9 protein-coding genes and 2 tRNA genes are annotated in these 12,882 nt (G+C 38.7%); 1 reads left to right on the forward strand and 10 read right to left on the reverse strand.

The annotated features are described in order from the left end of the window. Window positions 1–359 precede the first annotated feature (359 nt). The 7 genes from R8806_RS00690 to R8806_RS00720 form a co-directional block, all read right to left on the reverse strand. Window positions 360–2,258, reverse strand: a complete 1,899-nt coding sequence (locus tag R8806_RS00690; protein ID WP_124316947.1) for a hypothetical protein — start codon at window positions 2,256–2,258, stop codon at window positions 360–362. A gap of 1,330 nt (window positions 2,259–3,588) precedes the next feature. After that, a complete protein-coding gene (locus R8806_RS00695) occupies window positions 3,589–5,436 on the reverse strand; it encodes a DEAD/DEAH box helicase family protein (protein WP_124316946.1) in 1,848 nt (615 codons plus the stop codon). A 55-nt stretch (window positions 5,437–5,491) separates the two neighbouring features. After that, the gene (locus R8806_RS00700; protein ID WP_124316945.1) at window positions 5,492–6,331 is read right to left on the reverse strand and encodes a hypothetical protein; all 840 of its coding nucleotides are present in this window, start codon (window positions 6,329–6,331) and stop codon (window positions 5,492–5,494) included. 165 nt (window positions 6,332–6,496) lie between these two features. Continuing rightward, window positions 6,497–7,606, reverse strand: a complete 1,110-nt coding sequence (locus R8806_RS00705) for a hypothetical protein (RefSeq protein ID WP_124316944.1) — start codon at window positions 7,604–7,606, stop codon at window positions 6,497–6,499. 99 nt (window positions 7,607–7,705) lie between these two features. Further along, window positions 7,706–8,923 (reverse strand): site-specific integrase, encoded by a 1,218-nt coding sequence (locus R8806_RS00710; protein WP_124316943.1) that lies wholly within the window; start codon window positions 8,921–8,923, stop codon window positions 7,706–7,708. Between the two features lie 113 nt (window positions 8,924–9,036). Then, window positions 9,037–9,109 (reverse strand) — tRNA-Gly (locus tag R8806_RS00715). 7 nt (window positions 9,110–9,116) lie between these two features. Next, window positions 9,117–9,198, reverse strand: a tRNA-Tyr gene (locus R8806_RS00720). 228 nt (window positions 9,199–9,426) lie between these two features. Here R8806_RS00720 and R8806_RS00725 point away from each other — a divergent pair. Next, complete coding sequence (locus R8806_RS00725; RefSeq protein WP_151412239.1) at window positions 9,427–10,002, forward strand: DNA-3-methyladenine glycosylase I; 576 nt, start codon at window positions 9,427–9,429, stop codon at window positions 10,000–10,002. Between the two features lie 47 nt (window positions 10,003–10,049). On the opposite strand, the gene R8806_RS00730 is transcribed toward R8806_RS00725, so the two are convergent. From R8806_RS00730 to tsaD, 3 genes are read right to left on the reverse strand one after another with little or no spacing between them, the layout of a single operon-like run. Continuing rightward, a complete protein-coding gene (locus R8806_RS00730) occupies window positions 10,050–10,682 on the reverse strand; it encodes a SagB/ThcOx family dehydrogenase (RefSeq protein WP_124317335.1) in 633 nt (210 codons plus the stop codon). Then, window positions 10,682–11,611, reverse strand: a complete 930-nt coding sequence (locus tag R8806_RS00735; protein WP_124317334.1) for an NAD(P)-dependent oxidoreductase — start codon at window positions 11,609–11,611, stop codon at window positions 10,682–10,684. The genes R8806_RS00730 and R8806_RS00735 overlap by 1 nt, the downstream gene beginning before the upstream one ends. Window positions 11,612–11,635: 24 nt before the next feature. After that, complete coding sequence (tsaD, locus tag R8806_RS00740; RefSeq protein WP_124317333.1) at window positions 11,636–12,664, reverse strand: tRNA (adenosine(37)-N6)-threonylcarbamoyltransferase complex transferase subunit TsaD; 1,029 nt, start codon at window positions 12,662–12,664, stop codon at window positions 11,636–11,638. Window positions 12,665–12,882: the final 218 nt, after the last annotated feature.

Consider the following 12,882-nt stretch of genomic DNA (forward strand, 5'->3'; position numbering starts at 1 on the left):
GAATGCTCTTGTCATTCAACTGGAACTTGTAATAATTTTGATAGAACGGTGCTTGCCTGTAAAATCTTCCAGTATCTAACCAGATCATGATATTTTCAAACAAGCTCTTCATGATTCTGGCTAGATGGAGTAAAATATAAACCTTGATAAATTCTAGGGTAGGGGGGAATGAATTCAATCTCCCTCTCCATTTAACCCGTTATGATTATATTATTATTTTCAATATAGAGGTCTAGCTGGAGATATTAAAAAACAGGACTATTTTTTCGCTGGAAATAACAGTGATCCCAACTTGGATGATAGTGATTTTCCAAGCCGGGGAAATGGAGCTTGAGGACAAAAGAGTGTCTATTCTAATATCATTCATCAACTTTTGTCCCTTCCTCCATGATGGATTTCTCCCTTATAACGGTCATGGCATCCACTGTTTTCCCGTCTTGATTAAAATATCCATACCGGGTGATAAACCATTTATCTAAATCTGTAGCCTTGGCCCTTGCTGATTCTTGCAGCCCTAACTCTACATGATAAATATGGTTTAAGATCTCCCTCCAACTGCTGACTTCCAGTTTAACCGGTAAGGCATAACGTTTCTTGATGTAATCTACCACTCTTCTGGCATCTGGAATGTTTGCCAGTTTACCCAGCTCCCTCTTTATGTTAGAAGTTTTATATTTCATCTTCTTCACTTTATCCACACCCAGTTTTTCATAAGCCTCTTTCACTAGAGGGTATTCTTTCGCCAGAACTTGATGTCTTTCTTCTTCCAAGTTGAACAGTCTAGAGAAGTGATAAGCTAGAGAGTTTTCACCTTCCCTTTTTTCCATTAACTGGACATACTCTTCAAAGTAATCCTTGAAACATTTTCTGGTGGAGGTTCCTGCCAGTAATTTCAATGAAGGAGTTCTCTCGTGTGGAACATGGTCTATCTCGGAAACGATATAATTCTGGCTGCTGAAGGTTTGTTTCAAGTTTAAATCCTTTCCAAGTAGCTCACACCTTTTTTTGTAGTTATATAAATCCAGCATGTACTTGTTGGTATCCACTTCCAGCTTGGATTCTTTGTTTATAAAGATGCAAGTGTCATTCAATCCTTTTTTCACGAGATCTATCTCCCACAATCTATCTTTCTCTTCCAGTTTATTGATCCTTTCAATTCCAGCCCTAGTATTTTCCAGCTCTTTATCAATAAAAGCCTTGTACTCTTCCCATGATAATTCTAGTTTTTTGGGGAAAGGGCAAATGTAAGTCACCCTGTTCTTGTACTTGCTATCCCTGATCCTTCCACATATCTGTTTCATGGAGGTGGATATATCTATAATCCTACCTTCAGAGTTACCATCACTCACCACTATGGTGTAACCATTCATGTCTAGAATATCACTACCTTCAAAAACGGTGGAGGTGTAGAAGTTGAATTTTTTGGAAGGGGAGCTGGTGGTGGATATTTCTACTCCTTCACCCAGTTTTTTCTTGTTCATGTTATTATTGGAACACACCACTCTAAACAACCCCGGTGGTAACTGGGATTTTTTTATAATAGAGGAAATGAACGCCACGCTATTAACAAAGAAATGAAGGTTTATATCCCCTTGCATGGCACACCCTCTACTGTAAGCTATATAAAAAAGAACCTGTTCCAGCAAGCTGTTGGTTCTAACCACCGTGACCTTGACCGGCTCCAGTGTCTTCCAGCTAATTTCTTGCACTGGCAGGAATTTCAATTCATCCATGATAAACATTTCATCCACGGGTGTGGCAGTCATGAAGGTAACAGATTTAAACTTGGTAGCTTCATCCAGTAAATTCCTCACCGCTTTATCTCTAAACAGGTTATCAAGAAACAACCTGTGATATTCATCCACCAGTAAAAAGTAATCTTCATAAGCATTCCCACCTTTGGCAGCTATGATCTTTATAACCTTGGGTAATGAATCGTATGTAACCATTATTTTCTTCACTTCATGCTCGTCAATGTAATTCTTGATCTGGTATTCTTCCACCCCTTCCATCACACCCAGTATGTTATCCCTTCTCTCTTTTCTATTTAAATTAGGCTCTATCTTGTTTTTTATCAAATCCTTGGTAGGAACCGCTATAATGGTGTTCCTCTTGTCATTCAGAACCATTTCAGTACCCCCGCATCCAGTTTTTCCTTTATGTAACAAGCAATTAACTGGAAATTCTTCTAGATACTGGTTCAAGTATTCTTTCCCTTCCGGGATGGTTATTGTTTTTAAATATTTTATATTCATCATTATTTATATTTAATTGATAATGTTAATGTATTCTTTACCTGTTATTTATAAATTGTACTTGGAATAATAATGTCCTTGTCTAGTAATGATTATATCATGGAGTGGCAATGTTGAATAATCCTGTTGCCAACCTCAAGGATAAGTTTCATGAACCTCCCTCTTCTCTTGATCATCATCTCCCACAAGCTCAAAAAATCCGGAAGGGGAAATGAATCAAGAAAGTATCTATCTCTAGTATGTAAATGAATATCTGTCCATCAACCAATAAATTAACTAAACATCAATTAATAAAGAGATAGAAGGAAACAATCTATATCATGTGAATCAACCACCTCTTGATCGTTAAACCTCCATCATCCTTAACCATCTAAAACTTGGATGGGATCAAGACAAGCACCTGAAATGAAATATATCTAATCAAGATATTATATACTGTTTCTCCATCCAGTGAATATTGAATAGAAATCTATTTAATAACCATACCTTCATTATATTCTCTAGATCATCATTCTCTTCATTTCCTTTCAAAACTCTTTATATACGGGGTATAAATAATTAATTCCTGTACCATCCCGGATTTTTAGAGTGATATAAAATTGCTTGTTATAATAAAGGTATATTTAAAAATTTCAACCGGAATCGAGGTGGAAATGATTATTTATATAGAGATAATAAACAGGTATTCTTTTTAAATAGAATATTTCTTTTTCACTTTTTTGCTTGATGTCCATTTTATTGGTGTTTTCTTTATTGATGCTAGATTGTTCATTTATCATGTTATATTATTTTTAGATTGACTGATTTCTAGATTGATTGATGTATGTTATCTTTTTATCCAGTTTATATCATTGTTTTGATTGATAATATCCCGTTTAACAGGGGGAGGATTTATATATGATGTGTTTCTCCCCTCCAATTTTAAATATTGATTTCCAGGGGGTGTTATTTAAACATGGATAATTTACATGGCTTTTCCAATAGAGTGCCATGGATTGAATATTCAAGGTGTGAGAAAGTGATTATTTCACCTTTCCTTGTTTTTATCTCCAGGGAGAAATGAAGTCGAGCTTGATTCAATTTCATGATATAAAGATAAGAAAATCCGGCACGGGAAACTATGAAAATATCATCATGTTTGAATATTAATCTATTGATATATATATGTTTATATTCTGTTTCTCATTTTTTGCATGGATAAAGTATAGCCATAAAACAAGCCTTGGGCTGTTTTTACATGCTGGTTAAAAACTATTGATGACAGGGGATGAAGGACAATAATTGTTTATTTATATATGATAGATCCAGTTTTGTCCTTTTATATAGAATCTCTTCATGAAGCGATGAATTGTCTACCAACCTCAAGCAATATCCCGGTGTTAGTTTCTTTAAATTCTGGCCGGGGGTTATTCCCGGAAAGGGAGTATCTAGCATTCAATAGTAAATATCCTTTCTCTCCTTGCTTGTTCACTGTTCTCCTTTTAGAGGTTTCAAAGAAGCGGGAAATATCAGTGGCTTTAGCCTCCCTTTCCAGTTGGGCAATCTTGTATATATTATTCAATTCCTGTTTTATATATGATTCAGTGTATAACCTGTTTTCATGAAAGGTGTTCAAAACAAGATCAATGACAGGAAGCCGGGTTATCCCTCTATTGAACCTCTCCTTGATGATCTCTCTGGATAAGGTTTGTCGATCAAACCTCACCTCTTCAATAAATTCCCTAGTTAGGAGCTGGCAGGCCTCTAGTAACAGGGGATCTTCTTTTTTTAGAGAGTTGAAAATCATCTTTTGCTGCTGGTTTACAAGTGGTTCATTCAATTTGAAGTAATAGAATTCTTCCATGAATTTCATGTTCTTCATGAATTTGTTATATGTCCTTTTACCCAATCTCATCTCTTTATTCCCGTGATATTCTTCTGCAAAAGTGAGATTGAAGTAATCATTGCATTGCAGGTACGCTTCCCTCAATGTTTCCGGGGTCTGGTATATCCCCACCACCTCTTCATGATTTAACCTGTTATGAATCCTGTAACGGTTCAACTCCCCGTTTGGCATTATATATTCATGGATGGGAAGATGCTCTAGAAATTCTTGCAATGGACTTTGGAAAGAGTGGGGGAGTAACTCTTTATATCCCTTCACCAGCTTGTACGCATTATATTCTTCCATTATTTTTTGCAGGATTAATTCTTTAGATTCCGGTACAGCTTCTGGAGTGGTCAAGGCCAAGTGAGTGGTGGAAGCCACACCATTTCTGAACCTCCCTATAATTTGCCAAGTATCATCAAGGGGGGAGATCACAGAATTTCTGGCAACGCTATAATCGGAGAATATGATCACTTCTGGCTTGTAATCCAGTTCTATATCTAAGGCAGAGAAAAACCTGCTTGTAAGGAAATTATATTTATTGAAATTCCCTATCTGGTGATGGAATTGATGGTAACCATTCCTGTAGAGTTTATTCTTGTTATGCTCATCACCACTACAATAGATATTACTCTCCTCTTTAATCTCCAGCTTCTCCACCAGTTGCAAGCTGGTATCAATTGAATTTAAAAAGATGAAGTATTGTCTTGAAGTGTTTCTGGATAATATATCCTTCAATGTCTGGATGGTGTTGTTGGTGCTGATCACTGTTATATCTTTTTTGTATCTCTTCTCCAGTTTAATATCACAGGTGTATAGCCCCTCCTGTTTAAACAGCTCAACATCTTCCTTGGAGAAAGGGGAGGCAGATATTAGCGATCTCTCCTTGCACTTGAAGAAGTCTTCCAGTATGGCGGTGATAGCCACCCTAAAACGGGCATCATTGATTATCTTGTGAGATTCATCAAACAGCATGAAGTAAGAATGTAAATCTTCTCCAGTGGCATTGAAGGCTTCTCTTAACTTGTGAAATGATTCCGGGGTGGTCATGAATTTTTTATATCCAACCGTTGTCTTCAAGTAGTCTTTAATCTCTTTTACCTTAACCCCGTTTTTGACAGGGAAAAATTTCCCTTGCATGGATATTTCTTTCCCCTCGATAACTGGCAGGTTGGGTTCAATGATGATGGAGTTTCTGGGGGAATTAATTTCACAGGTGGTAGCCCCGCAGTTGGGTCTTGCCTTGTTAATGATGCAATTGACTGGTATGGCGGTGATATAACCTTCCTTGTTAAATTGTAATTTAGCTTTCATGTGAATTAGATATTTGACAGGAGAGGGGATTCCCCCCCTCCTAGAGGTTAAACATTTACTTGCTCAAAAGTTGGGAAAGTAGGTATTTAGTTTCACCTTCTTCTTTTAGATTGAAGGTCAACACCCCGAACTGGCTTTTATAGGATAAGTAGACATTCTGCTTGTTCCCGTAGTAAATTGTGAAATCACATTTCTTGCTCCCCAAAGACTTGAGGTACATTATTTCCCAGTCTTCTTCCATCCCGTCAAAGTCGCTGTTATTGAAGTCAACTTCATCATCAAGAACCCCCTCTTGAATGTACCTCAATAAACTCAAGAAGCTTTCACTGTTAGCCTTTAATGGCAACTTTATTGTTTCTGCTTCTCCAATCCCTATCCAAAATAGGCTATTCTCCCCGGCATCCTTGGCTGTAGTTATTCTCAGCACTGGTTTGTATGCGCAATGTCTTTTCAATTGCTCGTATTTTTTGGAGTAATTAATATTGTAAAAAGGTTTGATCTCAATTTTGGTCATCCTAGCAATAGCCTCTTTGATTCTATCCATACCAGTTACAGGTGCAGGAGACTGCTCTGCTGTTGTTTCTTCAACCTGCTCTTGAGCTACTTCCTCTTTTTTATCTGGATTTTCCATAACCTCTTCTTTAGTTTCAACTTTAGCCACTTGTTCTGCACGCTCTACTATTTGTTCTGCACCAATCTCTTCTTGAATCTTTTCGTTCATAATTTTTATATTAAAAAAATTTAACTTAAAACCCCATTCCGAATAATTGGCCATTTCATCCTTTCTGGGGGTGACGAGTTTCGGGGGTGAAGTTTCCAAACTCTCCATTTTTTCTTTTACCTTGGAGTGTCCCACCTTGTGAGACTGGAATCCTCTCAACCTTACATTCATCATTTTGTTCAATAGCTAAAGAACACCGTAACCAACTTTATGATGTTGATTACAATGCAAAGGTATGGCAATGGATTTTGGCAGGAAAAAATGTAATTCCAGAAGATAAGGGTGAATTTTCTATGTGATAAGAACCAGAGAGTTAAGGGTGTTTCATGGCATAAATTTTTACCAGTACTTGGGATTCCATATCTCCATTAATGTCTTCCCTTCTTCTTCATTAGATTCTGGTTGAATAGAGGCTTTCTCAAAAAATTCTTGTTTCTTGCTTTTATATGCCCCTCTTTCTTTCTCTCTCTCTAGATTGTACTTGATGTTAGTGCGAATGTTGTTGACCCAAGTGGAGAGAATCTTGCTCCTTTTCTTCTCTTCTTTTTTAATATTAAATTCATCATCATCCGGGACTATGGTAAGGAATCCCAGAACCTCCAAAAATTTGGTGATGAAGGTGCAGATTTTATCAGTTGTTTTCATTTCTGGGTCATGGTAGGGTGTTTCATCCTGCAAGAAGTGGTACAACTGGGTTACAATCCTGTGGAAGTCATGATCTGGTTTCGCTCCCACTCTATTTTTATATTCCTTCAATTCAAACTCCACCTCTTTAATATCATCTTCTTTTAAATACTGGCAAAGGTATTCTGTGAGATGGGTGAGAAACCAGTTATTCATGTTGTTCAATGTCAGGGAATGTTTTCCATAAGAAAGTGTTATATTTTTATATGGATCAGACCATGCCCCTTCCATTCTATATTTTGGAGAGTCTTTGTACTCTTGTTGATCGGAAGAGAAGTTTTTATGATTATCATGCAGGAATTTATATAGTGCCAGCATATCTGGTCTCACAAATTCATAGAAAATCCTGTAATTGTAGTCCCAGCATTCTGAATAATCTGGTTCAATGATAGATTCACTGTAAACGTAAAACATTATCCACAGGATGATCTTCTGTTTCTCATCCTTGATTAAATTGGATTCATCATCAAAAAATTCCTGTATCTTTTTAGCCAGTGATTCTGGGTAGACAATAGTGATTGGATGGTTCTCTTCAATGAAAAATTTCTTTGGATTGAAACGTGAATGATGCATTCCTTTTTCATCAACGGTGGTTTCTGTGGCTTGATTGTTATATAGTTTCTTGTTGCACCAGTCCAGCATACCATTTATTTCAAAGAGAGTGAATGAAAAATGTTCTTGCATTACTGGGAGTATCTCTTTTAAATCCCCACCGTTAAATTGATAGCCTAGATATTGCTCATCTTTTTGATCCACGCTTTCCATGATGCTTTTTGTTTTCAAAGATAGGGACAGAATTTGATTAATTATATAAGAAAAGAGAAAAAAAAGTCCTGAATCCAAGCTGGAAACAGGACTTTGTGACTATAAAAGGTTTTGCATTGCTGCATCAATCTGGGTGTTCTCAAAGCTATCCAAATAAATTTGAGTTGTTTTTAAATCTGTATGCCCCAACGCCTCGCTAATCAAGGCTACATTAACTCCAGATTTCTTTAAAACACTTGCAAATGAATGTCTCGCAACATAGGTTGTCACTTTTGATTCAATTCCAAGTTCAGAGGCTAGTTCTTTCAGTTCTTTATTAATTTGTGCCAACACTTTATGCCTCCTGTTCTGCTTTTGTAGTTCAGTTTTATGAATATTAGCATTCAAGATGGGGAAGAGATAAATCGCATTCTTTTGGTGTGAGGAATATCTTTTTATAATCTCCCTAGCTTGATCACACAATTGGAGGTTTATATCTCCATGTGTTTTCTGGCGGGTATATAAAAGCCTTCCTCTCTGGATATTTTTCATCGTTAGATTAGATATATCAACAAAAGGAATCCCACCGCATAAGTAGGAGAATGTGAATATATCTTTTGCAAGTTTCCGCAAAGGGGTATCCTTATTAGATTCTGTTGTGATAATTTGTTTCACATCATCCTTGGATATGGCTCTCTTCCTTGTTTTTGTTTTAAATTTTCCGATCTTGAAATCATCAAAAGGATAATCATTTTTACTTGCAGCCTTCTCCTCAATAGCTTTATTATATGCACTCCTGAGAGTTCTGAATTGCAAGCTGATTGTTGTCTCTTTATTACCTTTATTCCTTTGCCATTTTTCATAAGCCTGTAACCAATTTTTATCAATATCACTGAAATAGAAATTAAGCTCACTTTGAGTGAAAGCTTTTAAAGAGTTGAATGATGTTTTGTAAATAAGTCGATTGCCAACTTTATTGTTTTCTTCAAACTCCTTGATCAGTTGTTGATAAAACTCCTTCACAGTTTTTAGTTGAAACTTCTTTTGCTTGTTTTCTACCAATGATGCCGCAGTATATTGTTTTTGTGTTGCAGCTAGTTCTAAAATCTGTTGCTGGTATTCTGTTTCTTTCGCTAAAATGAGCTTGTTAATTAAATCTCTATCTGGACAATTGGGTTTTGGTTTGTTCTTTTGAAAGTCCCAGTGTTGGGGATGTACTGCTATTCCTAAACTATGATATTTCCTTTTACCATCTTTGGTAATTCTAAGCATTAATGGATGTTTGTTGTCTTTTAATGTTTTCTGTTTATAACAGATGATGCTAACTATTGCATTCATAGGCATTTAGTTTGCATTTCTGGTTTACATCTTGGTTTACATGAGGGGGTAAAAACCATGAAAATGGCCTGAAATGAAAAAAGCACCTACAATCGTAAGTGCTTTAAAATGAGAGCGGAAAACGGGACTCAAACCCGCGACCCCCAGCTTGGAAGGCTAGTGCTCTATCGACTGAGCTATTTCCGCGAATAAGTGGGGAGAGCAGGATTCGAACCTACGAAGACGATGTCAGCTGAGTTACAGTCAGCCCCAGTTGGCCACTTTGGTATCTCCCCTTTGTTCAAAGAACAATTATTTCGGGTGCAAATATACAGCTTTTTGGTTTTGGCGCAATAGTTTTTGGTGATTTTTTGCGTGTCGATATTTAATTTCTTTAATAATGTAAAGGAGTTCAGAGGGTTGTTTAGCGGAGTTTATGGCGTAAATAGTATTCTTACGTTTGATAATTGTATGTATGGATGAAATAATAACTACATTTGTAATGTGTTATAAATATTATAATTATGCAAGATTTAATAAACGGACGCTGCGGTTGGTGCGGAACGGACGAACTATATGTAAAATACCATGATCAAGAGTGGGGAAAATTAGTGACCGACGATAAGAAATTATTCGAGTTTCTAGTGTTGGAGAGTGCTCAAGCCGGATTGAGTTGGATAACTATTCTTAGGAAACGGGAGGGGTACCGCAAAGCCTTTTGTGATTTTGATGTCGAGCGGGTAGCACGAATGACGGATGAAGATGTTGAACGATTGATGCAGTTTGATGGTATCGTGAAAAATCGTCTAAAAATCAAATCAACAGTTACTAATGCAAGACTATTTATTGATATTCAAAAGGAATTCGGTAGTTTTTATGACTACACGCTGTCGTTTTTTCCCAACAGGAAACCGATTGTCAATATTGTTCGGTCTTTAAGCGAAATTCCGGCATCTTCTCCTGAATCTGATGCCATGAGTAAGGACATGAAAAAGCGGGGTTTTAAATTCTTCGGAACCACGATTTGCTACGCCCATTTGCAGGCTGCGGGGTTCATTAACGATCATTTGGCAGATTGTATTTGTCGGAGGGATAAATAATATTTTTTAAAGAGGGGAAAAAGAAAACCGCCCGAAGGCGGTTTTAATCATTTCTTTTTGTATCCTACGGGTTGCGTGTAGATAACGATGTGTTTTGCCGGGAGTCCGATGACTTTGGCTAATTCTTCCTTATCCACGGAACCGATGACCACGGTTGCCATATCTTTTGCTGCACATACCAAATAAACGGATTGTGCCATGTAGCCGGCATGGTGGTAAGAGTATTCTTTCTGGTGTTCTGGGTTCGTGATTCGCCCTTCCTTGTTATGGTCGGCCGTGTAGATAAAACACACGGGAGCGACACCCATGAAAGGTTGTGGACCACACTCTTTACGGAAATCTCCTTTCTTCACGAGTTCCAATTCGTGTTTCTCTGCGTTATAGCGGTAGATTCCATCTGCCGTGGCCACGTAAAGCACCATTTCTTGCCAGTTGGTGGCGGTGGGAACTGTTCGTTTGCCGCTTTCCGGACGGTTAATACCGTTTGCGGCCCACACTAGGTCGGAAAGGTCTTGTAAGGATAGTTGTTTCGAGTCGAAATTACGGTCTGTTTGCCGTTCGTTCAAACAGTCCATGAGTGCTTTCCCCCCGCTCTTTTTCGGGGCGGGTAATTTGATGTTTTGGGCGCTGACTGCGCTGCCTAATACTGTTAGTACCAGCATTGTGATAATTGTTTTCATTAATTTACAACATTAGTGGGTGTACCATTAAAGAAGTTCAGGATGTTATCAACAGCTTCCTGCCCGGTGGCAATGCGCGTGTCGATAGTGCCTGTAGCGTTGTGAGGGGCAAGGATCACGTTATCCAAGCCGTAGAGCATTTCAGTAACATGGGGTTCATCCTCGAACACGTCCAAGGCGGCCCCGGCGATCGTTTTATTTTGTAAACAGATGGCTAATTCCTTCTCGTTAATGACAGCCCCGCGAGCGGTATTTACCAGAATGGCGGTCGGCTTCATCAATTCGATTTCCCGTTTCCCGATCATGTGGCGGGTTTCGTCCGTCAGCGGGGTATGGATGGAAACAAAATCCGATCTTTTCAGTAACGTGTCAAGATCGATTTTCTCGTATCCTTCTACTGTACTCCGACGATTGTAGTAAATAACATTCATACGGAATGCTTCTGCCAGTTTAGCCACTGTTTTACCAATATTTCCCATGCCGATAATTCCCAATGTGCGCCCTTCCAGCGTGAAACCGAGATTTTTCATAACGCCCCACATGCTTTCTTTTTCAACCCGGATGCGGCGGTCACATTCGGTAATTCGGCGAGCTGCACTCAGCATGAGGCCCATGGCCATTTCTGCTGTCGGGAAACATACGGCTTTCGGGGTGTTACAAACAGCGATTCCTTTGGAACGGGCGAATTTGATGTCGATGTTGTTGTAACCGACACCGAAATTGCTAATTACTTTTAACTTTTTCCCGGCCTCGATAACCGCATTATCGATAGAACGGGTGAAGATGCCTAGAATAACGTCGTAATCCGGAACAAGTTTGATTAATTCTTCCGTGGTGAAATACTCGCCTTCCGGCATTGTGATCGTGTGTTCTTTTCCCAGTTTGGCGAATGATTCGCGGGGAATGTTGTAAGTAACTAGAACTTTCATATTTTTAATTTTAAACTTTAAACTCTAAACTTTTCTCAAACTCATTCGGGCATCTGCTGGGGCTTCCAAGCCGATAAACTGTGATGCCAAGTATTTGTAATATCCCGTAACGGCAACCATCCCTGCGTTATCCAGCGAGAAACCCAACCGGGGGATGAAAACTTCCCAACCGAGGTGGGCGCCTTCGTCATACACGGCTTTTTGTAACCCGGAGTTGGCTGATACTCCGCCTCCAATGGCGATTTGTTTGATCCCGGTTTGTTTAGCGGCTTTTTTCAATTTGGCCATGAGAATATCAACGATCGTTTTTTGCAGTGATGCACAAAGATCATTGAGGTTATGTTGTATGAAATCCGGGTCGTTTTTGATTTCATCCCGGATGAAGTACAGAAACGAGGTTTTCAGCCCGCTAAAACTATAATCCAATCCGGGGATATTCGGTTTGTTGAACGTGAATCTTTCCGGGTTACCTTCTTTTGCCAAACGGTCGATTACCGGTCCTCCGGGATAAGAGAGGCCCATTACCTTGGCGCATTTGTCGTATGCTTCTCCCGCCGCGTCATCAATGGTCTGCCCGATAACTTCCATGTCTAGGTAGTCCCGTACGATGATAATCTGCGAGTTTCCCCCGGACACGAGTAGGGTTAGGAACGGGAATTTCGGGTGACGGGATTCCACACCCGGTTCTTTGATGAAGTTCGCTAGGATGTGAGCCTGTAAATGGTTCACCTCGATCATGGGTATTTGTTTGGCAATAGCGAATCCTTTGGCAAAGGACGTTCCCACAAGGAGAGAACCCAGTAATCCGGGGCCTCTGGTAAAAGCCACTGCATTTACTTCATCTTCTGAGACTCCGGCTTGTTTTAAAGCTTGCGCTACCACCGGGATAATGTTTTGCTGGTGTGCCCGGGATGCTAATTCTGGTACGACTCCTCCGTAGGCCTCGTGAACCTTTTGACTGGCAATAACATTCGATAGCACAACCCCGTCTTTTAGTATAGCGGCCGAGGTGTCGTCGCAAGAAGATTCAATACCGAGAATTACAATGCCCATTTTAATTTCTTGATTTTAGATTTTAAATTTTAGATTGCATAATTCATGATTTGGTGATTTTAGATTTAGTGATTATTAATCACGGAATCATTAAATCGGTCATCACGAAATTAATTCGTTTTACATTTTTCTTAATTTTCAATTATTAAGATGAAATGTCCTGCAATATTAATAAATTTGCGTGCAAACTAAAATAATGACAGCATAAAAAAAATAAT

Origin of the sequence: Butyricimonas faecihominis (assembly GCF_033096445.1) — a bacterium.
Taxonomy (GTDB): domain Bacteria; phylum Bacteroidota; class Bacteroidia; order Bacteroidales; family Marinifilaceae; genus Butyricimonas; species Butyricimonas faecihominis.

Excerpts from the sequence above, each read along its gene's own strand:
- R8806_RS00690 (WP_124316947.1), bottom strand. The coding sequence starts at position 2,258 with ATGATGAATATAAAATATTTAAAAACAATAACCATCCCGGAAGGGAAA.
- R8806_RS00695 (WP_124316946.1), bottom strand. The coding sequence starts at position 5,436 with ATGAAAGCTAAATTACAATTTAACAAGGAAGGTTATATCACCGCCATA.
- R8806_RS00700 (WP_124316945.1), bottom strand. The coding sequence starts at position 6,331 with ATGATGAATGTAAGGTTGAGAGGATTCCAGTCTCACAAGGTGGGACAC.
- R8806_RS00705 (WP_124316944.1), bottom strand. The coding sequence starts at position 7,606 with ATGGAAAGCGTGGATCAAAAAGATGAGCAATATCTAGGCTATCAATTT.
- R8806_RS00710 (WP_124316943.1), bottom strand. The coding sequence starts at position 8,923 with ATGAATGCAATAGTTAGCATCATCTGTTATAAACAGAAAACATTAAAA.
- R8806_RS00725 (WP_151412239.1), top strand. The coding sequence starts at position 9,427 with ATGCAAGATTTAATAAACGGACGCTGCGGTTGGTGCGGAACGGACGAA.
- R8806_RS00730 (WP_124317335.1), bottom strand. The coding sequence starts at position 10,682 with ATGAAAACAATTATCACAATGCTGGTACTAACAGTATTAGGCAGCGCA.
- R8806_RS00735 (WP_124317334.1), bottom strand. The coding sequence starts at position 11,611 with ATGAAAGTTCTAGTTACTTACAACATTCCCCGCGAATCATTCGCCAAA.
- tsaD (WP_124317333.1), bottom strand. The coding sequence starts at position 12,664 with ATGGGCATTGTAATTCTCGGTATTGAATCTTCTTGCGACGACACCTCG.